This is a genomic window from Bartonella sp. B23, assembly GCF_053793815.1.
This window is the reverse complement of record NZ_CP200033.1, coordinates 63,307-89,479: the sequence shown is the minus strand read 5'-3', so window position 1 is coordinate 89,479 and position 26,173 is coordinate 63,307. Positions and strand designations below refer to the sequence as shown.

The 26,173-nt window shown below is 37.9% G+C and carries 23 protein-coding genes; 6 read left to right on the top strand and 17 right to left on the bottom strand.

All coding sequences use genetic code 11. The features are described 5' to 3' along the window. Positions 1–91: 91 nt before the first annotated feature. The gene (locus V4B17_RS00325; RefSeq protein ID WP_455479554.1) at positions 92–1,663 is read right to left on the bottom strand and encodes a phospholipase D-like domain-containing protein; all 1,572 of its coding nucleotides are present in this window, start codon (positions 1,661–1,663) and stop codon (positions 92–94) included. 423 nt (positions 1,664–2,086) lie between these two features. Further along, on the bottom strand, positions 2,087–3,472 hold the full coding sequence (locus tag V4B17_RS00320) for a sigma-54-dependent transcriptional regulator (protein WP_455479553.1): 1,386 nt from the start codon (positions 3,470–3,472) through the stop codon (positions 2,087–2,089). A 254-nt stretch (positions 3,473–3,726) separates the two neighbouring features. Between V4B17_RS00320 and V4B17_RS00315 the strand changes: the two genes are divergently transcribed. After that, the gene (locus V4B17_RS00315) at positions 3,727–4,089 is read left to right on the top strand and encodes a hypothetical protein (RefSeq protein WP_455479552.1); all 363 of its coding nucleotides are present in this window, start codon (positions 3,727–3,729) and stop codon (positions 4,087–4,089) included. A 264-nt stretch (positions 4,090–4,353) separates the two neighbouring features. On the opposite strand, the gene V4B17_RS00310 is transcribed toward V4B17_RS00315, so the two are convergent. Together V4B17_RS00310 and galU are read right to left on the bottom strand one after the other, a co-directional pair. Then, entirely contained in the window at positions 4,354–5,349 is a 996-nt protein-coding gene (locus V4B17_RS00310; protein WP_455479551.1) for a KpsF/GutQ family sugar-phosphate isomerase, read from the bottom strand. Positions 5,350–5,388: 39 nt separating this feature from the next. Further along, positions 5,389–6,279, bottom strand: coding sequence for a UTP--glucose-1-phosphate uridylyltransferase GalU (gene galU / locus V4B17_RS00305; RefSeq protein ID WP_455480223.1), 891 nt, complete (start codon positions 6,277–6,279; stop codon positions 5,389–5,391). Positions 6,280–6,532: 253 nt separating this feature from the next. Between galU and V4B17_RS00300 the strand changes: the two genes are divergently transcribed. Further along, complete coding sequence (locus V4B17_RS00300; protein ID WP_455479550.1) at positions 6,533–7,789, top strand: lytic murein transglycosylase; 1,257 nt, start codon at positions 6,533–6,535, stop codon at positions 7,787–7,789. A gap of 15 nt (positions 7,790–7,804) precedes the next feature. Continuing rightward, a complete protein-coding gene (locus tag V4B17_RS00295) occupies positions 7,805–8,872 on the top strand; it encodes an SGNH/GDSL hydrolase family protein (RefSeq protein ID WP_455479549.1) in 1,068 nt (355 codons plus the stop codon). Positions 8,873–9,028: 156 nt separating this feature from the next. Here the strand turns inward: V4B17_RS00295 and V4B17_RS00290 are convergent, their stop codons facing one another. Then, positions 9,029–11,053, bottom strand: coding sequence for a M3 family metallopeptidase (locus V4B17_RS00290; RefSeq protein ID WP_455479548.1), 2,025 nt, complete (start codon positions 11,051–11,053; stop codon positions 9,029–9,031). Positions 11,054–11,402: 349 nt separating this feature from the next. Here V4B17_RS00290 and mgtE point away from each other — a divergent pair, with 349 nt between their 5' ends. The 3 genes from mgtE to ppa all read left to right on the top strand — a co-directional run bounded on the left by mgtE (position 11,403) and on the right by ppa (position 16,081). Beyond that, positions 11,403–12,779, top strand: coding sequence for a magnesium transporter (mgtE, locus tag V4B17_RS00285; RefSeq protein ID WP_455479547.1), 1,377 nt, complete (start codon positions 11,403–11,405; stop codon positions 12,777–12,779). 876 nt (positions 12,780–13,655) lie between these two features. Further along, positions 13,656–15,482, top strand: coding sequence for a translational GTPase TypA (gene typA, locus V4B17_RS00280; protein WP_455479546.1), 1,827 nt, complete (start codon positions 13,656–13,658; stop codon positions 15,480–15,482). 68 nt (positions 15,483–15,550) lie between these two features. Next, positions 15,551–16,081 carry an inorganic diphosphatase gene (gene ppa / locus V4B17_RS00275; RefSeq protein ID WP_455479545.1) on the top strand — a complete coding sequence of 177 codons (531 nt, stop codon included), beginning with the start codon at positions 15,551–15,553 and terminating at the stop codon, positions 16,079–16,081. Between the two features lie 40 nt (positions 16,082–16,121). Here ppa and V4B17_RS00270 read toward each other — a convergent pair whose 3' ends face one another. From V4B17_RS00270 to obgE, 12 genes are all read right to left on the bottom strand, one after another. Then, positions 16,122–16,451, bottom strand: coding sequence for a DUF167 domain-containing protein (locus V4B17_RS00270; RefSeq protein WP_455480222.1), 330 nt, complete (start codon positions 16,449–16,451; stop codon positions 16,122–16,124). Positions 16,452–16,473: 22 nt separating this feature from the next. Further along, entirely contained in the window at positions 16,474–16,767 is a 294-nt protein-coding gene (locus tag V4B17_RS00265; protein ID WP_455479544.1) for a YggT family protein, read from the bottom strand. A gap of 359 nt (positions 16,768–17,126) precedes the next feature. Then, positions 17,127–17,687, bottom strand: coding sequence for an invasion associated locus B family protein (locus V4B17_RS00260; RefSeq protein ID WP_455479543.1), 561 nt, complete (start codon positions 17,685–17,687; stop codon positions 17,127–17,129). A 111-nt stretch (positions 17,688–17,798) separates the two neighbouring features. After that, positions 17,799–18,320: an RNA pyrophosphohydrolase gene (locus V4B17_RS00255; protein ID WP_455479542.1), complete on the bottom strand. Its 522-nt coding sequence runs from the start codon at positions 18,318–18,320 to the stop codon at positions 17,799–17,801. Positions 18,321–18,360: 40 nt separating this feature from the next. Further along, positions 18,361–19,671 (bottom strand): S41 family peptidase, encoded by a 1,311-nt coding sequence (locus V4B17_RS00250; RefSeq protein WP_455479541.1) that lies wholly within the window; start codon positions 19,669–19,671, stop codon positions 18,361–18,363. Continuing rightward, a complete protein-coding gene (locus V4B17_RS00245) occupies positions 19,661–20,932 on the bottom strand; it encodes a murein hydrolase activator EnvC family protein (protein ID WP_455479540.1) in 1,272 nt (423 codons plus the stop codon). The genes V4B17_RS00250 and V4B17_RS00245 overlap by 11 nt, the downstream gene beginning before the upstream one ends. Positions 20,933–21,043: 111 nt before the next feature. Then, the gene (gene rlmH / locus V4B17_RS00240; RefSeq protein ID WP_455479539.1) at positions 21,044–21,526 is read right to left on the bottom strand and encodes a 23S rRNA (pseudouridine(1915)-N(3))-methyltransferase RlmH; all 483 of its coding nucleotides are present in this window, start codon (positions 21,524–21,526) and stop codon (positions 21,044–21,046) included. Between the two features lies 1 nt (position 21,527). Next, positions 21,528–21,971: a ribosome silencing factor gene (gene rsfS, locus V4B17_RS00235; protein WP_455480221.1), complete on the bottom strand. Its 444-nt coding sequence runs from the start codon at positions 21,969–21,971 to the stop codon at positions 21,528–21,530. Between the two features lie 32 nt (positions 21,972–22,003). Then, positions 22,004–22,597 carry a nicotinate-nucleotide adenylyltransferase gene (locus V4B17_RS00230; protein ID WP_455479538.1) on the bottom strand — a complete coding sequence of 198 codons (594 nt, stop codon included), beginning with the start codon at positions 22,595–22,597 and terminating at the stop codon, positions 22,004–22,006. 29 nt (positions 22,598–22,626) lie between these two features. Continuing rightward, the gene (locus V4B17_RS00225; protein ID WP_455480220.1) at positions 22,627–23,883 is read right to left on the bottom strand and encodes a glutamate-5-semialdehyde dehydrogenase; all 1,257 of its coding nucleotides are present in this window, start codon (positions 23,881–23,883) and stop codon (positions 22,627–22,629) included. Between the two features lie 49 nt (positions 23,884–23,932). After that, a complete protein-coding gene (proB, locus tag V4B17_RS00220; RefSeq protein ID WP_455479537.1) occupies positions 23,933–25,072 on the bottom strand; it encodes a glutamate 5-kinase in 1,140 nt (379 codons plus the stop codon). Between the two features lies 1 nt (position 25,073). Next, positions 25,074–26,099, bottom strand: a complete 1,026-nt coding sequence (gene obgE, locus V4B17_RS00215; RefSeq protein ID WP_455479536.1) for a GTPase ObgE — start codon at positions 26,097–26,099, stop codon at positions 25,074–25,076. Between the last annotated feature and the right edge of the window lie 74 nt (positions 26,100–26,173).

The window sequence follows — 26,173 nt, the reverse complement described above, 5'->3', positions numbered from 1 at the left end:
TCATAAGTCGTGGATTGGTACAGAATTATGCCATTTTACAAAAAAATGAAAAGAAAAATTAAAATAATTTTCTAATTATGGTTTATAAAATCTACAATTGCGATTCAATAGGTAACCAGCTTATTATTTTAGCAAATGCGCGACGCCAAAAATTGCTGTCCGGCTCATAATCGACACTACACTGCTTTTCATTTTCTATAAAATCCCAATAAATACGATTATTATCACCAAGGCGGAGATGATAACTCATTTCACCAGTTGTTTCTTCAGAAAAAAGCAAATCTAACCTTGCTGTAATCGGTGCACATTCAAAAAGAATGCCCATTTCTGTATTCAGCGCAGCTGATCTTGGATCAAAGTTTAAAGACCCAATAAAAGCAGTTTTACGATCGACTAAAAAAGCTTTGGTATGTAAACTTGCCCTACTTGATCGAAAGAGCCGTAATCCATACGTATTTCCGTTTGGTTTTAATTCATAAAGTTTAACACCACTTTTCAATAGCGCCTTACGATATGGTACATAACCACCGTGTACCAGTGCTACATCGGTAGCAGCTAAAGAATTCGTAAGAATTCTGACATCAATACCCTTTGAAACCAGTTTGCTAAAATTTTGCGTGCCTGCCTTACCAGGGACAAAATAAGGTGATGTAATCTGAACTGTTTTCCTAGCTTCTCCTATAACCTGTGAGAGCGCCTTCATAAGCCAATTTCCCGCTTTTTTGCGCAATGCCTTTTCCGGAGGATCAGAAAGGACAACAACTTTGTCTGCCAAAAATAACCGCTTTCCTGTCTCGATAAAACAATCAAAACTAATATGCTTTTTGACATAATCTAAATAAACTTTTGCAATTTTAGAATCGCGAAATTCTCGTAATTTATCTTTCCAATAGCGAAAATCGCTTACACTTTTGGGAACAACCAAGGTATGAATCGGCAAAACTACAGCGCTATTCCAAAAGTCATCAAAAATAGCCTCTACCTTTTTAACAGAGGGGCCAATTAACATTAGATCTAAATCTCGAAAATGCGATTTCTCACCAACATCAAAATAAGAATCTGCAAGATTGCGTCCTCCTACAAAAGCCACCCGACCATCCACAATAAAAGCTTTATTATGCATTCTGCGTGTTACAGTAATTGCCCGCAATATAATCTCTAAACCACGGCGTAAACCACCCCTACGTGATCGCCCTGGATTAAACATTCTAACCTCAATCTGAGGATGTTTATCCAGCGCAATATAAGCTGGATCACGTGCTTGAGCGTTAATATCGTCTAAAAGAAGGCGCACGCGAACACCACGATCAGCCGCCTCCACTATCTCACTTAATAACAAGCGCCCTGTTACATCATCGTCCCAAATATAATACATCAGATCAAGGCTACGCCCAGCCTGTGCTGCTCCTATCGCACGAACACAAAAAGCATCCAAATTGCTGATGATGAGTGAAAGAGCATCTTTATCAACTCCTAATCCATCTGTTTTCTCTGCCAATTGACCTACTATACGGTCAAGCTCTGTTTCATCTTTCTTAACAGTCAACGCATAAGAACACTCCCCCTTAGCATTTTTCATAAAACGTCCGTATGTGTAGATCGCCAGCATAGACGCAATAAAAAAAAACATGATAAAACCGAGAACAATCTGTAATAAAGTCAAAGAAGATAAACTTTCTATTTTTAAGCCATCGCACCGTCATTGATACGAACCACAACATTAAAATCAACAATTATATCTTAATCACACAGAAGACAGAATGCCACCTCTTGCTTAAGAGAATATAAATCCAATATCAATGATTATAGGATTTTAGTTTCAATGCTAAAAAAGCGTAAAGGCTTTTTTCTCATTTTAATGTAAAATTAGCTAAAATCGTAGAAACAGAAACAAGAAAAGGGAGTTGAAAATGATACCATCAAATAAAACTGATACTTATTGAGTTTTCAAAATCATCGTCAATACCTAAACTCTACAATAAATAACATTTTCTTTAAAAGCCAGAACCCCTCTCCTGCTTTTACTAAAAGCCACTATAATTTTTTAAAAAACATGCCTTTTATAAATGAGAATTTATTGTGGATTTTACTTCCGTTCTTGTCTCTTTATTGCCTTCAATTCTTCCATTTTTCGATAAAGCGTAGAGCGACCAATATGAAGACGGCGAGCAATCTCACTCATATGTCCATTATAATGTTTAACCGCTTTCTCAATAATATCATGTTCCATCTCTATAAAAGTACGAACATGCCCATCAGCATTTAAAAATTGTATCGATTCTTGCTCATGATTTTTTTGAATATCACTCTCAATGATATTTGGAACACTTACTAATGGATTCCCCATTAATTGAGGAAAATCCCGAACAGTTAACAGTGGCCCATCACTGAGTAAAACCGCACGAAATAGAAAATTCTCAAGTTCATCCCGATTACCAGGCCAATCATACTGCATAAGCAATGAAAGAGCTGATCCTGCTAAACCATGTACATGCGATCGTCCCGTTTCGGCAATAATACGGTCAATCAAACGTTGCGTAAGTTCTGGAAAATCATCCCTCAATTCCCGTAAAGCAGGAACAGTGATCGATAATGAGGAAAGCTGTTCAAATAAACTGCACGAAAAATAATCCTCTTTAACCAAATCTGAAAGCCTCGATGTTGAAATAGCTATGATTCGAAAAGGAGGAGGATTGTTCTTTGTTGCTTTTTCCCTCTCTTCAAGATAACCAGCAAAACGCTTCTGCTGTATAGGTTCTAGCCGATCAACACCACAAAGGCAAAGTGTCCCTTTTTCAAGAGAAGAAACCAAAGGTAGAAATTCTTTAAACCACTGACGCTCTTCTTCTTTTGAGTCAACGATAGCTGAACATTGAAAGCGAACAAAGGCTCCATCCGATAATAAACCCTCATGATGAATAATGCGTGCTAATGTTTCACGACCAGTTCCACCTTCACCTTCTATCAAAAGATTCTGTAAAGAAACCGCCGCATTCCTCGATTGTTCCAGAACTGTCTGCATTGCCCTACTTTTTATGCAGAGATCAGAAAATCGCAAATGATTCTCATTCTTTCGCCGAATATAACGAACTTCACGTTCTAACGCAGAAATAAGGGCAAGAGTATCAAAAGTAACTCTTAATCGTAATGATGTAACTGGATGAATCCAATAATCAATAGCTCCAGCTGTTAAAGCTTTCTGGAGTAAATTTTGATTCTCCTGTTGTGCTATCACAACAATAGGAACAGAAACACCAGCAACTCTAATCATTTTAATCAAATCCCCCACACTCAGATCACTCATGGCAACATCAAGGAGTGCGAGTACAATATTTCTACGTCTGTGCAAAAGATCAATCGTACGGAGACCATTTTCTGCTTCAATGACACGGTGACCAAAACCTCGGAGCATAGCAGAAAGCTCTATACGTCTTCCATAATCTTCACTCGCAACAAGAATGGGACCAACCATAATTTTAATAATCTCCTCTGAGACTACTAAACAGCTTAATGTAAAAATTCTTGTAAACCATAAGAAATATTTAGCCTCTTGTGTCTTGTCTACGATATTTCATCAAGCTATTAATTAAATACAACATTAAGGCATTTTTTTCCATTTTTTTGCTTTTTCATTGATTTTTATCAAATTTTTCATATTGACTCATAGAATAATTTAATAATTTTATAGAGGCTAAAGAGCAAAGTAACATAAATAGAGTATAACAAATGAAACATACCTGCCGTATTATATGTCTTACAATCATCGCTTTGGCATTAAGTGCCTGTGGCTTTTTTCAACATTATGGCCAGAATACACCAGCTGGAATTAATGGTAAATGGGTTGATGAGAACGGTATCATTTCTTCTTTCCACAATGGTGTTTTTGAAACACGTGCAGCAGATACAGGAGAAAAACTATCAGAAGGTACATATAATTATGTTAATTCCCAACGTATAGAAATCGAAATACGCTCCATTCTTCGTGGAACAATGTCTAAAGTCAGTTGTATGATATCACGCGATGCGACACACCTTCTCTGCACATCACATATAGGATCACAATTTTCTCTTAGGAAAACATTTAGATAAAATGAATGCTACTGTTGCTGTTAAAATATAATGAATATAGACATGTTAAGAGACGATATCCTCCCCTCTTACTGAGGGGAATGATAAAAAAAGACACTAATACAATCCCCTACCAGTAAAATTCACAAACACCGTGGAATATATAAACAACCGTCCTTGCCAAGAAACATTAATAAAGCGACTGCATAAAAAAATCTTATTTTTTTATTTTTGAATCTAATCTTACCCTAAAATAAAAACTTTATCTTATATGAACTCTCCAACTTACGCTGCACCAATGCGCAAAAGATCGTGAAAATGAACAATTCCTACCGGTTTCTTGTTCTCAACCACAAAAAAAGCACCGATGTGATGATCGTTAATAAAAGCTATTGCCGCACCAACCAATGTACTTGGCTCCACAACCTTAGGTTTTTTTGTCATAACCTCATCAACATTAAATTGTGATAAATCAAAGTGAATGTTGCGTGCAAGATCACCATCGGTCACAATTCCAATTAATTCACCTTTTTGATTTACAACACCAACACAACCAAAATGCTTTTCAACCAAAATATTCATAGCTTCTGTCATGGTTGTACCCTGCACAACCAAAGGAATACGATCACCTTTATGCATGATATCACGCACGTATTTAAGGCTTGCACCAAGAGAACCACCAGGATGATAAATTTTAAAATCTGTTGCAGTAAAACCACGCATTTCTAAAAGAGCAACAGCCAATGCATCTCCCATTGCTAATTGCATAACTGTTGAAGTTGTAGGAGCAAGCCCATAAGGACAAGCTTCTTCTATCTTTGGCAACAAGAGTACAATATCAGCTCGTCGCCCTAATGTAGAGCCCTTACCCGATGTCATCGCAATAAGTGGTGTGTGAAAACGTGCAGCATGGTTTATAATACCGCTTAATTCCAAGGTTTCACCTGACCATGATAAGGCAAGAATAACATTATCAGAGCCAATCATACCAAGATCACCATGATTGGCTTCTGCAGCATGGACGAAAAAAGCAGGTGTCCCCGTTGAAGCTAAGGTTGCAGCAATTTTTGTCCCTATATGACCACTTTTACCAAGACCCGTAATCACCACATGACCCCTGGCGCATCCAATGGCTTGAACCGCAGCTTCGAAAGAAGAAGAAAGCCCCCCAAGAAAAGCAGTTTCAAGGGCTTCAAGCCCCTGTTTTTCACTCGCAAGTGTTTTAAGCGCTGACATAACAGCACCCTGCGAACTCGGTATAAGAGAAGATTGTATTGTCATGATCAAATTCGATAAATGAAATTGGATGAGAGATCTATATCATTTTTCAATTTTAATGGTTTCTAGTAAATTTTTTAATGCAGCGGAAACTTGGTTGTGTATATCTGCACGCGCCAAAGAAAATGCAACGTTTGCCTCAATAAAACCAGCTTTAGAGCCACAATCAAAGGTGCGTGCTTCTAACTTGTAACCAAAAAAATTCTGTTCATTTGAAAGCTTTACCATCGCATCTGTTAATTGAATTTCATTTCCTGCCCCTCGTTCTTGATTAGAGAGAATATTAAAAATTTCTGGTTGCAAAATATAACGCCCATTGATGTATAGATTCGACGGCGCTGTCCCTTTTGTTGGTTTTTCTACCATTTTTGTGATTTTAAAACCATTTGCAACTTGTTCACCTTTGCCAACTACACCGTATTTGTGTGCTTCCTCAAGATCACATTCTTGAACCGCGATAATATTTCCTCCACCGGTTTCCTCATAAAGGTTGATCATCTCAGAAAGGCAGCTCTTTTTAGCGTGTATAAGCATATCCGGTAGTAATAAAGCAAAAGGCTCATTCCCAACTAATTCATGCGCACACCAGAGAGCGTGCCCCAGCCCCAAGGGTTGCTGTTGTCTTGTAAAAGAAGTCATCCCCGGTGAAGGTTGTAAATCTTGTAAATGCTCAAGCTCTTCTCTTTTGCCACGTTCAGCAAGTGTTGTATATAATTCAACTTGCGCATCAAAATAATCTTCAATGACTGCTTTATTGCGTCCAGTGACAAAAATAAAATGCTCAATACCAGCTTCACGTGCTTCATCTACAACATATTGAATAACAGGCCTGTCAACAACTGTAAGCATTTCTTTAGGAATTGTTTTTGTTGCAGGAAGAAAACGTGTACCAAGACCAGCCACGGGAAATACTGCTTTCCGGATTTTGCGCATTTTCATCCTATTGCTCCTCATTAATCGTATAATTTCTTGATTTCATTTAACATATGTTTTTACCAAACGGTAAAAAAGACATCTTATTGTTTTAATTGCCATTATAATGGACAAGAAAAAGATGCAAGAGATGATAATTCATTGAGAGTGTTCCTTAAAAACAAATAATCCGTCCTAACCTTTCTTATTCATTTGATAATATTATTGACAACACCACATATAAGAATATTTGAATATTGAGGGGAGTTTAAAAATGCAAAAAATAGAATCTGAAACTTTCTTTTCTTTAGATAAATTAATAGATCGGAAGATTTTTACCATAAGTTTAGCCATTCTTTTTTATGCTTTTTTAATGTTCTTTACACCATTTTTACATGCCGATAGTGGCTTTAAACACTGGATTAAAGAGTTTAAAAAAATAGCTCTCGCCAACAATATTTCACCTTATACATTTAACATGGCTTTTAAAAACATTAATGAAATTGATCCAGAAGTTTTAGAAAGAGCTGCATACCAACCAGAATTTGTCGATCATCCATGGAGATATTTCGATGATCGTGTTCATGATTTTGCAATTTTAGAGGGACAGCGCCAAGCTCAAAAATGGAAAAACTGGCTTCTTCAAATTGAAAAACGTTTTGGTGTAGACCGTAATATTCTCTTAGCTATTTGGTCAATGGAAAGCAGTTATGGAAAAATTTTAGCAAATAAAGGTGTAATGCGTGATACCATTCGTTCACTTGCAACCCTAGCCTATGCTGATAAAAAACGTGAAAAATACGCATACAAACAGCTCATTGCAGCCATGATAATTCTCCAACGTGGTGAAATCACACGCGCGCAACTTACTGGATCTTGGGCCGGAGCAATGGGACACACACAATTTATTCCAAGCAGTTATCTCGCTTATGCCATTGATATGGATGGGGATGGACGGCGTGATATCTGGACCTCTGTTCCAGATGCCCTCGCAACTGCCGCTAATCTTCTTCACATGAATGGTTGGCAACGTAACCTCCTTTGGGGAGTAGAAGTTAAATTACCACAAGGGAAAAATTTCCCTGAAAATTGGTATTCCTTTGAGCAATGGGCAAAGCTAGGCATAAAACAGGCGAACGGACAGCCTTTACCCTCATCATCTGAACGAGCAATATTAAAATATCCAGATGGAATAAAAGGGCCTATATTCTTGGTAACAAAAAATTTCTTTGTTCTTAAACGTTATAATAATGCAGATCGTTATGCTTTTGCTGTTGCTCTTCTCGCTAACCGCATTGCTGGACATCATGGATTAATTCAAGATTGGCAACGACCATTCAAACCTCTTACTTTCCATGAGCGCAAAGAACTGCAGTCTCGCTTGATGGCGCTTGGCTACTATAAAGGGAAAGTTGATGGCAAGATTGGTACAGCCTCTCAAAAAGCACTTAAAGCTTTTCAGTCGCGCCATGGTTTAAAGGTAAATGGATACCCTACCCCTGCAGTTCTTTCTGTTCTGCGAAAACAATAATCTGGAGTAAAGTGTTTGTCTTATTTTCGTTCGATACACTTAATCTTCCTGTTTTTCTCTCTCTTCACTGCAAGTGTTGTACAACCATCTCCAAGTAAGGCAACGAACTTTTTCAAATGGTTGTTAGAGCATAATAAACAAGAGCAGGCACAACAACAACCGCAAACTACGGAACAAAAAATATATCAACCAAAGAAAAAAGCTGTCATACAAAAACCCGTACAAACATTGAAAGATACAAATGCAAAACGAATTCTTGTTATAGGGGACTTTGTAGCTTCTACTGCTGCTAATGAACTCAAAAAACTTTTTACTGATGATGCCAATATTATCATCATAAACAATGCGGTACCATCTTCCGGCTTAGTTCGAACTGATCATACTTCTTGGAAAAATAATATTCCTGAACTTATTGATAAAAATAAACCTGATGCCATTATTATGATAATAGGTGCAAATGATAACCAGCCAATCGTAAACTCTCATGGCGTATTTAGTCCTCTCCAACCAGAATGGATGAATATCTATAAGCAGAGAATTGCCGAAATTACTGAAATCCTACATAACTCCGGAAAACCATGGATATGGATGGGACAGCCAGCTTTTGCAGATAATAATTTAACACAAAAAATACAAACTCTTAATGAGCTTTATAAAAATGCAACAGAAGCCGCAGGAGGATATTTTATCAATATTTGGGATGATTTTATTAACGCACAGGGTCAATTTTCTTTTTCAGGTTATGATATCAATGGAAAAATAAAAAAGCTTCGCACCGACGATGGCATTAATTTGACTTTTGAAGGAAAGCAAAAAATTGTCTCTTATTTAAGAAAATCATTAGAAACTATTTTAAATCTTTCTGTCTTTTTTCATGAAGACACACACCTTACCAACGCAAATACTCTGCGGCCTGTACAAGGCTTACACAATATCGAACGCCAACCACCTATAAACCTCGATGAGATGGTGCAACAAAATACACATTTACTCAATAAAATCGATCAGAGTCTTATAAAAAAATCATGGTCATCCCCAAACGGCCACCAAAAAGAGAGAGCTGATGATTTTTCTTTCCCATAATCTGTTAAAAACAGAGAGTCTCATTTTTCACAAAACAAAAACCGAATAAAACAAAAAGCTTTCTTTTTTATATGATCATGATAGGGGTCTGTATAATGCTCTACAGAAAAAAGACAAAAGGAAATAACGGTATGGTTTAGACCATACCGTTATCATTTACAGTCCTCGTTTTTTAATCATTGCCTCTGATGAAGGCAACCGTCCCAGAAAAGCTTTATAAAGCTCTTCTGGATCATGACTTCCCCCAGCAGAGTAAATAAAACGCTTCAACTTATCAGCAAGCTCTGAATTAAAAACATCTCCCGTTTTTTCAAAAGCCTGAAAAACATCGGCATCAAGGACTTCCGACCACATATAAGAATAGTAGCCAGCAGCATAACCATCACCTGAAAATATATGCGTAAAATGTGGAGGACGATGGCGCATAATAATTGTATTAGGCATTTGCAGCTTTTCTAATTCTTGGCGTTCAAACACTGTTGGATCAGTTATCTTTTGTCCTTTATGAAAAGCCATATCTACAAGAGCTGATGAAATAAATTCAACTGCAGCAAATCCAGCATTAAATGTCTGTGCTGATAAAACCTTATCCATTAATGCTTGCGGCATAGGATGTCCTGTTTTTGCATGCGTAGCATAAGTCCGTAAAATCTCTGGTACGGTTAACCAATGTTCGTAAAGTTGAGAAGGCAGCTCAACAAAATCACGTGAAACCGATGTTCCCGATACAGATGGCCATGTTACATCAGAGAGCAAACCATGCAATGCATGCCCAAATTCGTGGAAAAGTGTACGCGCATCATCAAGTGATAAAAGAGCAACCTCCCCTTTGGGTGGTTTAGCAAAATTACAAACATTATAGATAATAGGCTTTTGTTCTCCATTCAATTTATGCTGTGATTGTAAACTGCTCATCCACGCACCGGAACGTTTTGAAGGACGCGCAAAATAATCACCAATAAAATACCCAAGTAGACTCCCATCAGACTCTTTTACTTCCCACAAACGTGCATCAGAATGCCAAAGTGTAACAGCATTTTTTTCTTCAAATGTAATTCCAAAGAGTTTTTCTGCTACCCCAAAAGCTGCTTTAATCATACGATCAAGTTGAAAATAATATTTAATTTCAGATTCATCGAAAGAAAATTTTTCAGCACGAAGCTTTTCAGCGTAATAACGCCAATCCCAAGCTTCTAAAGTTTCATTGCTTCCTTGATTGCGTGCAAAATTTTGTAATTCAATTTGTTCGCTAAAAGCTTTAGTTCTTGCCCGTTCCCACACAGGTGTGAGCAAACCCATAACCACATCAGTATTTTTGGCCATAGTATTATCAAGTTTTAAATCTGCGAAGGATTTATATCCTAGCAATTTAGCCTTCTCATCACGAAGTGCAAGAATCTCTAAAATAATCGCTCGATTATCATTGTCATTATTATTTTCACCGCGTTTTGACCAAGCTTGAAATGCACTCTCACGTAAATCACGGCGATGAGAAAATTTCAAAAAAGGATCAATAATTGAGCGCGCCAATATTAAAGCATAAGCTCCCTCATTACCTCTTTCGCGTGCGATCTCCTTCATTAAAGCAATAAGATCATCAGGCAAACCAGATAAATCTGTTTGTTCTAAAAATAAAATCCACTCAGCTTCATCTTTTAAAACATGCTGGCCAAAAGTAGCATTTAAAAAGGCAAGCTTTTCATTGATTTCAACGAGCCGTTTTTTGCCTTCTTCATCAAGTTTTGCACCATTACAAACAAATTTTTTCCACCATAATTTAAGAACACGCGTTGTTTCACTATCATACATGCCTTGCTGCGAATTTTTATAAAGTACATCTGTTTTCGCAAATATCCGTGCATCCATCATAATTTTCGAAGAATAACGAGAAAGCTTTACAACAAATTCTTGTTCTAACTGCTGAATCAATGCATTACTATGCGCCCCTGAACGCAAGAAAAATATTGAACACACACGATCGAGTGCCTTGCCAGAAAGCTCAAAAGGTTGCAAAAAATTCTCAAGTGTTGGGGGATCTTGCACCGTCGCAATCGTCTCCAGTTCTTCTTCTGCTTCTTGAAGAGCCTGTTCAAAAGCGGGTTTAAAATCTTCATCACTTATTGAAGAAAAATCAGGAAGCCCTGAAAATCCCTTCCAGTCCAGCACTGCTGCTTTTGTCATAAGAATCTCTATCTCCATTACAAATTCAATGTATAATAACTACCTTACGATACAAATTGATAATACGCTAAAACTATTGTGTGAACTTTAAAAATTCCTCTAAAACCTCTCTCTTAAAGGTAAACGTCAAGGATATCTTTGCCATTTAAAAATGAATAAAAATAAAAATTTCTATATGTCTAATTTATGAAATTGTTTATAACCTGTAATCTGTCCTTGACTTTATTGCAAATATTAACAATTGGAGGATTACAATTGGGGAAGATTTTCTAAAATCTTCCATAGCTTTTGTTTTATCCTATCCATGATATAAATTTATATTCTCCAATCCTTCGGAAGGTACTTTATTATGACTGAAATTAAAACGACCTTCGATTTCAAAAATTCTTTACCTGAAGTTCTCGCCGAGGAATTAAAAAATCATCACTTTGCTGATTCGATTGATATCATCAATGATCTCGATATCATGGAACGCGTTGCCATTCTTAGCCTTTTACCTCTTGATTATGCCATTGAACTCTTTGACAAACCAGAACTTGAACAACCAGCAGCTATTCTTGAACTTCTCCCTGTGAATCGTTCAGTTGAAATTCTTGATGGCATGTCTGCTGACGCTGCTGCCGATGTTTTTCAGGAAATGGATAAAGAAACCCGCAAAAAGCTTTATGCATTGCTCAAACCCTTAACACGCACTGAATTAAAAAAACTTACAAGTTACCCTGATCATACAGCAGGTGCACTGATGACAACAGAGTTTATAGCTGTCCCAGCAAACTGGAACGTAAAAAAAACTCTTGATCATATTCGTGATGTTGAACGTACACGTGAAACAGTTTACACAAGCTATGTCATTGATCCTAAAACGGGAACCCTTCTCAAGGCTGTTTCGCTGCGTAACCTTATCCTTGCTTCACCTGATGATCAAATTTTAAATGTCTCTACACATGACACACCCATTACAATATCCCCCTTCGCACATCATGAAGACATCGCTCGCCTTTTTCAGCGCCATGATCTTCTCTCCGTACCAGTTATTGATGAAGGTAATCATGTCATTGGTATTGTAACAGTCGACGACGTACTCGATACAATGGTTGAGGAAATGAATGAAGATGCATATAAATTTGGTGGTATGGAAGCTCTTGATAAACCCTATATGCAAATCAACTTTCTAGGGATGATGAAAAAACGTGGTGGTTGGCTTGCATCACTTTTTCTTGGCGAAATGTTAACAGCAAGCGCTATGCAATATTTCGAAACAGAGCTTGAAAAAGCCATCGCTCTCACACTATTCATTCCCCTTATTATGAGTTCGGGAGGAAACTCTGGTTCTCAAGCAACATCACTTATTATTCGCGCTTTAGCTTTACGTGAACTCACACTTAAAGACTGGTGGAAAATTATACTTCGTGAAATTCCAGCAGGGATATCTCTTGGCCTTTTGCTCGGAATTATTGGAATGGTGCGTATTGTTCTTTGGCAAGAACTTGGTATTTATGACTATGGTGAACATTGGATTTTTATTGCCATAACAGTGGGCGTAGCTTTAGTTGGAATTGTTACCTTCGGTTCTTTATCCGGCTCCATGCTTCCTTTTATCCTTAAACGTTTTGGATTTGATCCAGCAAGTGCTTCAGCTCCTCTTGTAGCAACTTTAGTGGATGTCATGGGAATCGTGATCTATTTTTCTGTTGCCTCCTTTGTTTTGTCTGGAACTTTACTCTAATATGGAAAGCAAAAATACATCTCGAGAAACTTAAAATTTCTGCTCTGTAAGCAACACATTGATTTTTTAAAATCATAAAACAGCATTATACATTTTAAATAAAATCTTTTAATACTGTCATCATTTATTATTTAAAATACTTTTATTATGAATAAGCGTAAACTATTCAGTAATGAGTCAAAATGGAAAAGTAATTTTAGAAAAAATCTAATGTATGTTAACACACTGCTTAAATAGAGAGAAAATGTAACATGACAAGAAATAAATATAAGATAGCATCATCATTCTATTTATCAGATACCAATATTGCAAATACTCTTGCATTAAGAAAGTTCATGAGAAGAATATACAATCCTTTCTCGAATGCATTTTATCCACACATAACCATCTCTTAAGAATGTACAAATAAGTGATTTTTTAATTCATAATAAAATGCGTATAAAAGAGGAGATATTCTCTGTATTTAATACCCCAAACACAGTAAGAAAACGATAAGGATATTATAAACGAGCAAATTGCACTATTTGTTTTCTAGCGCATACCTTATATGAAATGCCCACACATTTAAAGGTTTTTGGACAAACTTCCTCAAGCAAACAAAACACCAAAAACCTTTTATACAAAACATAAATCATACGAACTCGCTTTTGAATCGCTGAAAAACTCCCAAAATTTGAGAATAGTACTTCAAAAAATGTAATGGAATCAATAATCACTAAATAACTTACTTTTGAGAAACGATAATTGATTGAATTGTTTTTCTTACCCCTCTTCCAAAATTATAAAAAAACATGTAAAAGATTCCGTAATAGTAAAGTAAAGAACGCAAAAGCGTTGCCCCAAGTGAAATCTCATTAAGCGAAAAGAAGAAAATTTATGCAATTGCGTAACGTTGCCATTATTGCTCATGTTGACCATGGGAAAACAACGCTTGTAGACGAACTACTCAAGCAATCAGGAAACTTCCGTGATAATCAGCGTACCAGCGAACGTATGATGGATTCAAATGATATTGAAAAAGAACGTGGAATTACAATCCTAGCGAAGGTAACATCCGTTGTTTGGAAAGATACCAGAATTAATATTGTTGACACTCCTGGCCACGCTGATTTTGGTGGTGAGGTTGAACGTATCCTCAATATGGTAGATGGAGCGATTGTGCTTGTTGATGCCGCTGAAGGTCCTATGCCACAAACAAAATTTGTTGTTGGCAAAGCATTGAAAGTGGGTTTGCACCCTATTGTTGCTGTTAATAAAATTGACCGAGCTGATGCACGTGCTGACGAAGTTATTAATGAGGTTTTTGATCTTTTTTCTGCTCTTGATGCAACCGATGAACAGCTTGATTTTCCGATTCTTTATGGATCAGGACGCGATGGATGGATGGCTGAATCTCCTGAAGGACCAAAAGATCAAGGACTTAGGCCTTTGTTTGATCTTGTAACGCGCCATGTCCCTTCTCCGATTGTGGCGGAAGGACCGTTTCGTATGATTGGAACTATTCTTGAAGCAGATCCTTTTCTTGGGCGAGTTATTACAGGCCGTATTCATTCAGGATCTATAAAATCCAATCAAAGTGTCAAAGTCCTTGGACAAGATGGAAAACTTTTAGAAACTGGGCGTATTTCAAAAATTTTGGCATTTCGTGGGTTAGAGCGGCAACCTCTTGAAGAAAGTATTGCCGGTGATATCGTAGCAATTGCTGGACTGCAAAAAGGTACTGTTGCTGATACTTTTTGTGATCCTACGGTCAACGAACCTCTTACCGCTCAACCAATTGATCCTCCCACCGTTACTATGAGCTTTCTCGTCAATGATAGCCCTCTTGCGGGAACTGAGGGCGACAAAGTAACAAGCCGTGTCATCCGTGACCGTTTGTTGAAAGAAGCAGAAGGTAATATAGCTCTTAAAATTGAAGAATCAACTGATAAAGATTCTTTCTACGTTTCAGGACGAGGCGAACTCCAACTTGCAGTTCTTATTGAAAATATGCGCCGTGAAGGATTTGAGCTTAGTGTTTCTCGTCCACGTGTCGTGATGAAAAAGGATGAAAATGGAGCAACTCTCGAACCAATCGAAGAAGTTGTCATCGATGTTGATGAGGAGTATTCCGGAGTTGTCGTTCAAAAAATGTCTGAACGTAAAGGTGAAATGGTTGAATTGCGCCCATCTGGAGGAAATCGTGTCCGTATTGTCTTTTACGCACCAACTCGAGGGCTCATAGGTTACCAATCAGAGCTTTTAACTGACACACGTGGTACAGCAATTATGAATCGCCTTTTCCATGCCTATGAATCTTATAAAGGAGACATTAGTGGCCGCGTCAATGGTGTTATGATTTCAAATGATAATGGTGAATCTGTCGCTTATGCTCTTTTTAATCTTGAAGGCCGTGGGCCTATGATGATTGATGCTGGCGTTAAAGTTTATCAAGGGATGATTATTGGTATACACTCACGTGATAACGATTTGGAAGTAAATGTTTTAAAAGGAAAAAAGCTAACCAATATGCGTGCTTCTGGAAAAGACGAAGCCGTAAAATTAACTCCTCCTATCAAAATGACACTTGAACGTGCTCTATCGTGGATACAAGATGATGAACTTGTAGAGGTAACCCCTAAAAATATTCGTCTACGCAAACTCTATCTAGATCCTAATGAACGCAAACGTTTTGAAAAAACACGTTCATCAATTTCAACCTAATTTTGTGAATTTTTCAATGAAATATTTTCTTGTATCACGTTTAATTATACTCTAGAAAGGATGCCTGTATGAATATCCAGGAAATACCCATTGGTAAAAATCCGCCAGAAGATATCAATGTTATTGTTGAGGTCTCTGTTGGTGGTCAGCCAATAAAATATGAGATGGACAAAAAGTCCGGAGCGTTGTTTGTTGATCGCGTTCTTCAAACATCAATGGTTTATCCTGGAAACTATGGTTTTGTTCCACATACACTTTCAGACGATGGAGACCCAATTGATGTGCTCATTTGTAATACTCGTCCCCTTATTCCCGGTTGTGTCATCAATGTTTGTCCAATCGGCGTCCTTATTATGGAAGATGATGGAGGTAAAGATGAAAAAATCATTGCTGTTCCTACACAGAAAATAACGCAAAGATATACAAATATTCATGATTACACAGATCTTCCCAAAATTGTACTAAAACAAATTGAGCATTTTTTCGAACATTATAAAGATCTTGAACCTGGAAAATGGGTTAAAATTGAGGGGTGGCGGAATAAGGACTGTGCATGCGACTTAATTAAAAAAGCTATCGAGCGCAGTAACAAAATATAACCATATCTAAAAAACAAAGCCTGTTTTTTTGAATAGGCTTTTATTTATTTTTTTGGAGAGGTGTACCTTCTAAAAATTGTAATATACCCCTTAACTCTTTTAGATATTCTGAAAAATAAAGTTGTTTGTAGCGTGATTTTACACCACTCTTAAGGGTAATACAAGAAGATGGAATTTTCCATTGCTTCGCTAAAAATTGAATGAGCGCTTTATTTGCTTTTCCATCTTCAGGAATAGCACGAAGGCGTATAACTAAATACTGCTTTCCGTCATCCCTACACTCAACCCCCATTATTCGATTGATGGAAGCCTTTGGGGTGAGGTGCACAAACAAGCTTAAGCCATTTGTATCATTGTCTTGATAAAACATCTTCATGTATCTCATGCAGTATTTACAGATACATGCCCGCATAAGCGCGCCACATGAAAATACGAATAAAATAAATAGTTATAAATACTACAATAGGCGAAATATCAATTGTTCCAAAATTTGGTAGAATTCGTCGGATACGACTTAGAATTGGCTCCGTCAGCTGATACAAAAAGCTCCTTACCAAAATAACAAAGCGGCTGCGTGCATTTATAATATTAAACGCATAAAGCCAAGAAAAAATAACACTTGCGATTAAAATATCTGTATAAATATTGAAAATAAGATCAATCACTTGAAGCAATGCATAAACCATGTTTTATTCCTCTTTTAATAAAAGAAACAAAAGATCGTATATGGAGCTTTCATTAAAATAAGCCTGTTTACGCAAAAGTGGCTTTATACTCCATCGTCCTTTTTCCATAAATAGAAAAATCAAAACATTCTCACTATTTGTCTCTATTCTATCTTATAATGATGATGAACCTAATAAACAAATATGAAAAACAAAAAATAGCTCGTCAAACAAAACAACTGCAAACAATCTGAGAACATTCAAAAAAAACTCTGAATATCCTTCATACAACAGCTCTACCTTTTTCATCATAAGCATGTTATGATGAGCGCTCAACCAAAAACGGCCTTTCAAGGCCGTTTCTGTCATATTTTTTAAGATTATTTCTGCAAAGCAATCAAACGATTAAGGGCATTGCTAAAACCATTTAACTGAACGAATAAATCATTCAAAGGTGGTTCGCCTGGAGCGGCAATTGTCATAGCCAACTTCAAATGCTTTCCAGAACGTAGAGCTGCTACGTGATTTTTATCAAACACTATTGGAACAATACAACCTGCTGGTACACACGTCCGAATACCGGTTTCGATAGCAGCCTTGCCCTCATCAACTTGTAAACGAACAGGCTTGGAGACTAAAATACCAAAGGGCACCGTTAAATTACCAGAGACAACACCATCATCTTTGAGAATAACATTCATAGCCACGACAACACGACCCTGATCATTCACCTCTTGACGGTGCATAAAACAAACCTTTTTTCCTTCTTGTATACCGCAGTTAATACTCCATAAACTATATGTTTCAGTCAAAGAAGAAGCACCATTAGGTAACGTGGATGCTGCAGGTTTTGTTGTAGTTGGCTTTGAATCCGATGCAAATGCCACAGAAGAAACACTCAAAAGAGTAAAAACCATAAGTAAATTAAATAACTTTTTCATCTTATATTCCAATTTTTTACACAAAAGAAAAACATCTTTATTATCTTTTAATGATTAAATATATTATAAAGCATCTCGATAAAAAAAGACCCTTATACAGCTATATAGCTTTTATAATTGCTTAAGGCTACCTCGAAATTCATTGACAACTTTTCTATAGACATGCTTTTTAAAGGAAATAACAATCGAAGGAAGAGTTTCCAGATCAATCCATTTCCACTGGTCGAATTCTGCTTTATTACCATCTGGCGGAGGATTTATCGCGATTTCAGAAAGATCGCCCGTAAATTGAAAGGCAAACCATTTTTGTATTTGCCCACGATATTTATTGCTTAACGTGCACCCAACAAGTTCTTGTGGAAAATCATAATAGAACCAATCTTTTGCTTCCTTAATCAGCTTTACAGATCGAATACTCGTTTCTTCATAAAGTTCACGACGCGCTGCATCCAACGGCTCTTCACCTTCATCGATCCCCCCTTGAGGAAGTTGCCAACGATGAGATATCTCAGTCTCTGTATGAACGCACGCCATTAAACGACGCCCAACCCAAACTTTACCCTCATAATTAAAGACAAGGATTCCAACACATTTCCGATAAGGAAGAGCCATCAAATTAACAACTGCATTCATTCAATTCCCCAAAAAAAGCATAAACTGTACACACTTCTTCTCACTTTAAAATACCCTTATTGGGATCTGGTGGAAATGCTGCATTTGCCATTTCACCCCGCAACAACTTATAAGCCTCATGCAATTGAACATCATCCTTAGGATCTTGTGGAACAAAAGCAGCTGAGCCAGATCCTTTATTGTTTTCTCGCTTCCCTTTGATGTGCCCTTTTAATGCAGATTCACCAATCTTTACATCATAACCTTTATATTTTTCAGGGAGTGGTTGCTCTACAATAATATCAGGTGTAATTCCAGTTCCTTGAATTGAAGTACCAGATGGCGTATAATAAAGTGCTGTTGTTAAGCGTAAAGCGCCACTTTCACCCAGAGGAATAATCGTTTGAACAGATCCCTTGCCAAAAGATTGCGTACCTAAAATTGTTGCACGACGATGGTCTTGTAGTGCACCTGCAACAATTTCAGAAGCACTTGCCGAACCACCATTAATGAGAACAATGAGAGGTTTTCCATTGATGATATCCCCTGGCTTAGCATCGAATCTTGTCACATCACTCTTTTTGCGCCCACGAGTCGACACAATCTCACCTTGATTAAGAAAGGCACTCGAAACACTCACAGCCTGATCTAAAAGCCCACCAGGATTAAGTCGCAAATCAAGAACATAACCCTTTAACTTATCTTGAGGAATTTTAGACTGAATATCTTCAATTGCAGCCCGAAGATTGCCAAAAGTCTGCTCCGAGAACTGAATAAGTCTTAAATAGCCAATATCACCCTCAACGCGGTATTTCACCGCCTTTATCTTGATGATATCACGGACAACCTTAATTTCAAGCGGTTTATCAATACCAGAACGGATAATTGATAACGTAATCGGTGTTCCAGGAGCGCCTCGCATCTTATTAACAGCTTCATTCAATGTATGACCACTCGTCTGTACACCATCAATTTTTGAAATGAGATCCCCTGCAAAAATCCCTGCTTTTGAGGCAGGTGTATCATCCATTGGGGAAACAACTTTAATTAAGCCTTTCTCCATAGTGACTTCAATACCAAGACCTCCGAATTCTCCCTTCGTAGAATCTCGCATCTCCTTAGCTTCTTGTGCGTTCATATAAGATGAATGGGGATCAAGTGAGGTGAGCATCCCATTGACAGCATTTTCAATAAGCTTTTTATCATCTGGAACCGTTACGTATTGCATACGTACGCGCTCAAAAATATCGCCAAATAGAACCAGCTCTTTATACGCATCATTTTCATTATTGGCAGCAACAGACTGCACCATTATCATTGAACTGGCGCCGAGCAATACCCCAGCGACCAAAAGAATAACTTTACGAATCATTTTGGTTCCTTCTCGTTTTTTCAGTCCGCCACCAAGGAGTTGGATTCACAGGCTTCCCCTGCTTTCTAAACTCAATGTAAAGCATTGGAGCAGTTTTGCCTATATCCAATGAAACACTGTTCGCAATAAATTGCATCCCCATCGCTCCAAGAGGTTCGCCAGCAAGAACAAACTGCCCCTGACTTACGTTGATTTTCGACATCCCAATAAGAACAATATGATAACCATTTCCAACATTGAGAATAACTAACTGCCCATAAGAACGAAATGGCCCAGCAAAAGCAACAAGAGCATCCACAGGAGATATAACAACAGCAGCTGCTTCTGTTTCAATCATTTCACCAAAGCGTGTAATCTGCGAACTATTATAAGTATGCTGCACTCTTTTTCCCAAAACAGGCAAAAGCAAAGAACCTTTTCGACTTTCAAAATTGGACTGCTCTAATAACTGCAAATTTTTCTGTACCTGTATCGATGTATCAAAACTAAATTTTGATTGGCGATCAAGCTCTAAAATTAATTCTTCTAAAGACTGCGCTTTCTTAGCAAGAACAATGTTTTTGTGTTGCTGCTCTGTAAGTTCTTTCTCTGATTTTTTTTGCAATTTTGCTTTTTTATCTAATAAAAGCTCTAAATGCTTTCGCTCCTCTACTTGATTTTGCATTTTAGTCTTTAGTGCTGCATAGTCCATGGCTATTGAATTGCTCAAATTGGTCAACTCCTTAAGGCTTTCTTTTAAGGCCTGTGTTTTCTCTTGCATCTGAGGTACGAAAGCTCCTAATAAGACAAAACTGCGTACAGAATTTAACACATTCTCAGGCCGTACCATGAGAGCAGGAGGAGGATTCAACCCCATACGCTCTAAGATGGCAAGAACTTCTGCAAATTCAGCACGACGACTTGTTAAATTTTTATGAACTTGTGCCCGCTTTTCTATCATTTTTTTTAGCTTTTTTTCTCTTTCGACAATATCATTTGTTATCATACGTTCTGTTTTAGCAGCTTTTATTAGTGCATCGCTCAGAGCACGCTGATCTTTTTTTAAACCTTCAACTTGACGCGTAAGAAGAGCAACCCGCTCACGCGAGAGCGAAATATTTTGGTGAATTTTCACCAATGCTTTATGCGCTTCCTCCACACTGCTTATTGTATCTTCAGCATGCGATATAGAAAAGCAAAAGACTACACTCAAGAACAGCACGATAAATATCACACATTCCTCATATAAACGTTGCATCTTTCTATGAAGAAGCTTCTTCATTTACCCAACCATTAGACATCATCGTATAAATCGGTAATGATGCTTTAAATAGTGTCAGCTAAAACAATATTAATAAATGTATTAATAGATACAAAAAATTGCATAAAAATGTTAAACACGATGATAAGGATGATTGCTTGCAATTGTTACAGCACGGTAAAGCTGTTCTGTAAGAAGTATACGTGCAATCTGATGGGGCCACGTCATAAAACCAAAAGATAAAAGGAAATCAGCACGATTTCTTATCTGCTCATTATGCCCATCAGGCCCTCCCAAAGCAATGATGACATCACGAACACCTTCATCACGATAAGACTCTAATTTTTCAGAAAAAGCAGATGATGAAATTGATTTTCCACGCTCATCTAATACAATTAATCGACACCTTTCAGGCAAAAATCCAATGAGTCTCCTCCCCTCTTCTTCCATGCGTTGATAAACTGTCTGAGCACGACTTTCCGATATCTCATGGAGTGTTTTAAAATGAAACCCCACTGCGCCAGAACTTTTAGAAAAACGATCCAAATAATGGCCAACCAATTTGTGCTCCATCCCTTTCTTCATACGACCAACAGCAAAAATAGAAATTTGCATATCAACGATCTCCGAAGAGAACCGATTTTGTATTGTCTAAGTCAGGAGCGAGCCACATCTTTTCTAAATTATAAAAGAGGCGAACTTCTGGACGAAAAAGATGAACGATAATATCGCCTGTATCAATTAATACCCAATCACCTCCAGAAAGCCCTTCCACGCTTTCTCGGCCGTATCCACTGTCTTTCCAAGCACATAACAAATGATCAGCAACAGAAGATACATGACGCTGCGAATTTCCTGAAGCTATGACCATATAATCAGCTAAAGACGACCTCCCCTGAATATTAATGGAGACTATATCTTCTGCTTTTGTATCCTCTAAACTTTTGAGAATAATTTTAAGACCATGACTGGCAGAAAAGACTTTTTTCTCTGCAGAAGGTACAATACTGCAAGCATATTTTTGTGAAACGTTTTCCAGACTAATATCCTTTCTTATTATTTGGAATAGAGAAGCAGAATCTTATAAAATTTTCAAGAAAAATTATTCTTCTTTAGACGAAGATTCATCGAAGACTGAAAAGACAAAGGTCCATGCAAATAAGTCCAGGACGGTGGTTTCATAAAAGGTAATCGTATACTCTCTCTCTCGTCTAAACGAAAAAAACGGTAAATGTGTGCCATAGGAGAAGATAGTGCCGCCATATGCACAAAAGGGCGATCGATAATCGCAACAGGAAGCATAGATATGATATCACGCCACCGATACCAGTGATGAAATGTTGCCAAACTATCTGCTCCCATAATCCAAACAAAACGCACCCCACGGCAATACGCAAGAATATGAGAAATCGTATCTACCGATACTGTGCTACCTATAGTTTTCTCAAAACCTGTTACACGAATCTTTGGATGATCAATCAGTTCAATACTTAATCGCATTCTTTCCTCTAAAGATGGTAAATGTGTATTATCTTTTAAAGGATTACTTGGCGTTACCATCCACCATAATTGATCAAGACGTAAACGCCGAATTGCAATTTTTGCAACAAGAAGATGTCCAGCATGCGGTGGATTAAAGGACCCACCAAAAAGACCAATAACGTTGGATCTTTCCACATGTGGCATACGATCCTTCCATGGAAAAAATAGCTGTTTCAAGGTCTAATTTGCCCATTTCCTCTAATATGATATTGAAATGATGTTAATTGTTCAACACCTATGGGACCACGCGCATGCATTTTTCCTGTCGCGATACCAATTTCCATTCCAAAACCAAATTCTCCTCCATCAGCAAATTGCGTAGATGCATTGTGCAATAAAATGGCAGAATCCAAATGATTAAAAAATTTCTCCACCACAACCATATCCTCAGCAATAATAGATTCAGTATGTCCTGATGAATAACGTTTGATATGAGCAATAGCTCCCTCAACACCCTCAACCGTTTTAACAGAAAGAATTGCATCAAGATATTCCTGCGACCAATCTTCTTCAGAGGCTAATTTAGCCTCTGGCATTAACAAAACAACGTCTTCTGTTGCACGAATTTCACATCCCTTCTCCTGTAAAGCTAAAAGAACAGGAAAAAACTTTTGTAATGCTTGGCTGTCAATTAAGACTGTTTCAACAGCTCCACATATGCCTGTACGCCGCAATTTTGCATTCAGTACAATATCACGAGACATATTTAAATCTGCTGATTTATCAATATAAATATGACAAAGTCCTTCTAAATGTGCAAAAATTGGAACACGTGCATCAGATTGAACACGTGCAACAAGACTTTTTCCTCCACGAGGCACAATCACGTCAATCGCTCCATTCAATCCTTTTAGCATTTCTCCAACGGCATTGCGATCTTTCGTTCCAACCATTTGAATAGCATCTTTAGATAAACCAGCCTCCTCCAATCCTTTTACCAACGCAGAATGAAGTGCCTGAGCAGAATGAAAACTGTCCGAACCACCACGTAAAATTGCAGCATTTCCAGCTTTTAAGCACAAAACACTTGCATCAATGGTAACATTTGGCCGACTCTCATAAATAATACCAATCACACCAAGAGATGTACGAATACGACTGATATGAAGCCCATTTGGACGTGTCCATTCACTTATCACTTGTCCAACAGGATCAGGCAAACAAGCAACTTGGCGGACACAATCTATGATTGCATGCAAACGCCCTTCATCTAACTTTAATCGATCAATCATCGCTGCTTTTAAATTATTTTGAGCAGCATTCTCTAAATCTTGATAATTAGCTCTTAAAATTTCATCTGACCGAGCCTCTAAATGCGAAGCTATAATTTCCAAGGCTTTGTTCTTTTGTTCAGAAGACATAACCGCTAATGCTACAGCAGCACGACGTGCTTTTCGCCCCATGTCCTTCATTTGTTCTTCTAAAGTCATATCATCATCCACTCTGCCAAAACAATAAATAAGGTAAAAGATAACTTTCTTAAGCAGAATGAGCCGAGCAGCGTAAGACCATATCATTGCGATGCACTATAGCAGAACGCGCTTCATATCCGAGAATAGATTCAATTTCTTCGCTTTTACGCCCCATAATGCGCGCAACCTCATCTTTGCCATAACTCACAAGCCCACGCGCAATCTCAACTCCATTTGTATCAATAATCGCAACGGTATCTCCACGATGGAATACCCCGTCAACCGCTATAACTCCTGCAGCCAATAAAGATTTTCCAAATTCAAGGGCTTGAACGGCTCCTTGATCAATCGTCAAAATGCCAGAGGGTTCTAAATGACCAGAAATCCAAGTTTTCCAAGCATTTATAGGCTTTTCACTAGCAGCAAAAAAACTTCCGCGCTCTCCTCTATCAATCGCTGCAAGAGGGTTTATACGCTTACCTGAAGTAATAATCATAGCCGTTCCAGCGGAATTTGCTATTTTTCCAGCATCAAGTTTTGTCTTCATTCCTCCTCGAGAAAATTCTGAAGCAGCAACATCTGCCATTTTCTCGATATCACCCGTAATTGAAGCAATAAAAGGTATAAATTCAGCCGTTGGATCAAGATGTGGAGACTTCGTATAAAGGCCATCAATATCTGATAAAAGTATCAAAAGATCTGCCCCCATCATTGTTGCTACTCGTGCCGCTAAACGATCATTATCACCATAGCGAATTTCACTTGTTGCGACAGTATCATTCTCATTAATAACAGGCACTACTCCAAAGCGCAAAAGCACATTAATCGTAGCACGTGCATTAAGATACCGTCGTCGCTCTTCCGTATCAAACAGAGTAAGTAAAATTTGACCCGTTTTTAATCCATATTGAGAAAGTGCATCGCCATATGTTTTAGCCAATTCAATTTGCCCCAAAGCAGCACATGCCTGACTCTCTTCTAATTTCAAAGCCCCCTTAGGAAGATGGAGTAACGTTCTCCCTAAAGCAATAGCTCCTGAAGATACCAATAAGATCTCAACGCCATTTTGATGCAATTTAACAATATCACTTATTAAACTTTTAAGCCATTCAGCCCGTAAACCCATCTGAGGATCAACTAAAAGTGCAGATCCCACCTTGACCACAATGCGTTTATAGTTTGAAAGCTTTTGCAACCCAACTGCCATTTTACTCAATCCTGCTATCCTTATCAACATCCTCTTTGCATGCCATTTCAATAGTATGCGCGCCTGCACGTAGCACATTTTCTAAACCTTCGCGACTAACCGCAGAAAACATCATCACAGATTTACCCGTTTCTCTTTGCAAAATCTCTTGTTTAGCTTTACGCTCTTCAACGGAGAGAGTATCTATCTGGCTTAAAGCTATAACCTCAGCCTTATTGCTTAGATTATTGCCATATACTTCGAGTTCATTACGCACAATCTGATATGCTCTTGCTACATCTTCTTCTTGAGCAGAAATCAAATGAAATAAAACACGACAACGTTCTACATGCCCTAAAAAACGATATCCGATCCCCACACCTTCATGTGCCCCTTCAATTAGACCGGGAATATCAGCCAAAACAAATTCACGAGTATCAACGCGTGCAACACCAAGATGAGGATAGAGAGTGGTAAAAGGATAGTCTGCAATTTTTGGCTTTGCAGCTGTCACGGAAGCTAAAAAAGTTGATTTTCCAGCATTTGGCAACCCAATCAGTCCCGCATCAGCAATTAACTTCAAGCGAAGCCAAAGTATGCGCTCTTCTCCAGCCAAACCTGGATTTGCATGGCGAGGTGCCAGATTCGTAGATGTCGTAAAATGAAGATTCCCAAAACCACCATTCCCACCTTTTGCAAGACGGTAACGTTGTCCAACTTCCATTAAATCACAAATTAATGTCGTATTATCTTCTTCAAAAATTTGCGTCCCAACTGGCACTTTAAGGATAATATCATCACCCTTTTTACCCGTCATGTTACGCCCTTTACCATGCCCCCCTGTTTTTGCTCTAAAATGCTGCTGGTAGCGATAGTCAACTAAGGTGTTAAGTCCATCAACAACGAGAGCCCAAACATCACCACCCCGTCCTCCATTTCCTCCATCAGGCCCTCCAAATTCTACGAATTTTTCACGACGAAATGATACTGCCCCTGCTCCTCCATTACCAGAACGAATATAGACTTTAGCTTGATCAAGAAATTTCATTGGAAACGCTCACTGAGGAATCAATCCTCCTACCTCTACAAGCAATACATCAGTTTTACCAGTTTTTCATTATT

What these genes read in the sequence shown, in the direction of transcription:
- galU (WP_455480223.1), bottom strand. Translation starts at nt 6,279, where the DNA reads ATGCGCAAAATCCGGAAAGCAGTATTTCCCGTGGCTGGTCTTGGTACA.
- typA (WP_455479546.1), top strand. Translation starts at nt 13,656, where the DNA reads ATGCAATTGCGTAACGTTGCCATTATTGCTCATGTTGACCATGGGAAA.
- V4B17_RS00320 (WP_455479553.1), bottom strand. Translation starts at nt 3,472, where the DNA reads ATGGTTGGTCCCATTCTTGTTGCGAGTGAAGATTATGGAAGACGTATA.
- V4B17_RS00250 (WP_455479541.1), bottom strand. Translation starts at nt 19,671, where the DNA reads ATGATTCGTAAAGTTATTCTTTTGGTCGCTGGGGTATTGCTCGGCGCC.
- proB (WP_455479537.1), bottom strand. Translation starts at nt 25,072, where the DNA reads ATGGCAGTTGGGTTGCAAAAGCTTTCAAACTATAAACGCATTGTGGTC.
- rlmH (WP_455479539.1), bottom strand. Translation starts at nt 21,526, where the DNA reads ATGCAAATTTCTATTTTTGCTGTTGGTCGTATGAAGAAAGGGATGGAG.
- V4B17_RS00255 (WP_455479542.1), bottom strand. Translation starts at nt 18,320, where the DNA reads ATGAATGCAGTTGTTAATTTGATGGCTCTTCCTTATCGGAAATGTGTT.
- V4B17_RS00245 (WP_455479540.1), bottom strand. Translation starts at nt 20,932, where the DNA reads ATGAAGAAGCTTCTTCATAGAAAGATGCAACGTTTATATGAGGAATGT.
- V4B17_RS00225 (WP_455480220.1), bottom strand. Translation starts at nt 23,883, where the DNA reads ATGACTTTAGAAGAACAAATGAAGGACATGGGGCGAAAAGCACGTCGT.
- V4B17_RS00290 (WP_455479548.1), bottom strand. Translation starts at nt 11,053, where the DNA reads ATGACAAAAGCAGCAGTGCTGGACTGGAAGGGATTTTCAGGGCTTCCT.
- V4B17_RS00260 (WP_455479543.1), bottom strand. Translation starts at nt 17,687, where the DNA reads ATGAAAAAGTTATTTAATTTACTTATGGTTTTTACTCTTTTGAGTGTT.
- V4B17_RS00310 (WP_455479551.1), bottom strand. Translation starts at nt 5,349, where the DNA reads ATGACAATACAATCTTCTCTTATACCGAGTTCGCAGGGTGCTGTTATG.
- mgtE (WP_455479547.1), top strand. Translation starts at nt 11,403, where the DNA reads ATGACTGAAATTAAAACGACCTTCGATTTCAAAAATTCTTTACCTGAA.
- V4B17_RS00300 (WP_455479550.1), top strand. Translation starts at nt 6,533, where the DNA reads ATGCAAAAAATAGAATCTGAAACTTTCTTTTCTTTAGATAAATTAATA.
- V4B17_RS00265 (WP_455479544.1), bottom strand. Translation starts at nt 16,767, where the DNA reads ATGGTTTATGCATTGCTTCAAGTGATTGATCTTATTTTCAATATTTAT.
- V4B17_RS00315 (WP_455479552.1), top strand. Translation starts at nt 3,727, where the DNA reads ATGAAACATACCTGCCGTATTATATGTCTTACAATCATCGCTTTGGCA.
- obgE (WP_455479536.1), bottom strand. Translation starts at nt 26,099, where the DNA reads ATGAAATTTCTTGATCAAGCTAAAGTCTATATTCGTTCTGGTAATGGA.
- V4B17_RS00270 (WP_455480222.1), bottom strand. Translation starts at nt 16,451, where the DNA reads ATGTTTTATCAAGACAATGATACAAATGGCTTAAGCTTGTTTGTGCAC.
- V4B17_RS00230 (WP_455479538.1), bottom strand. Translation starts at nt 22,597, where the DNA reads ATGCCACATGTGGAAAGATCCAACGTTATTGGTCTTTTTGGTGGGTCC.
- ppa (WP_455479545.1), top strand. Translation starts at nt 15,551, where the DNA reads ATGAATATCCAGGAAATACCCATTGGTAAAAATCCGCCAGAAGATATC.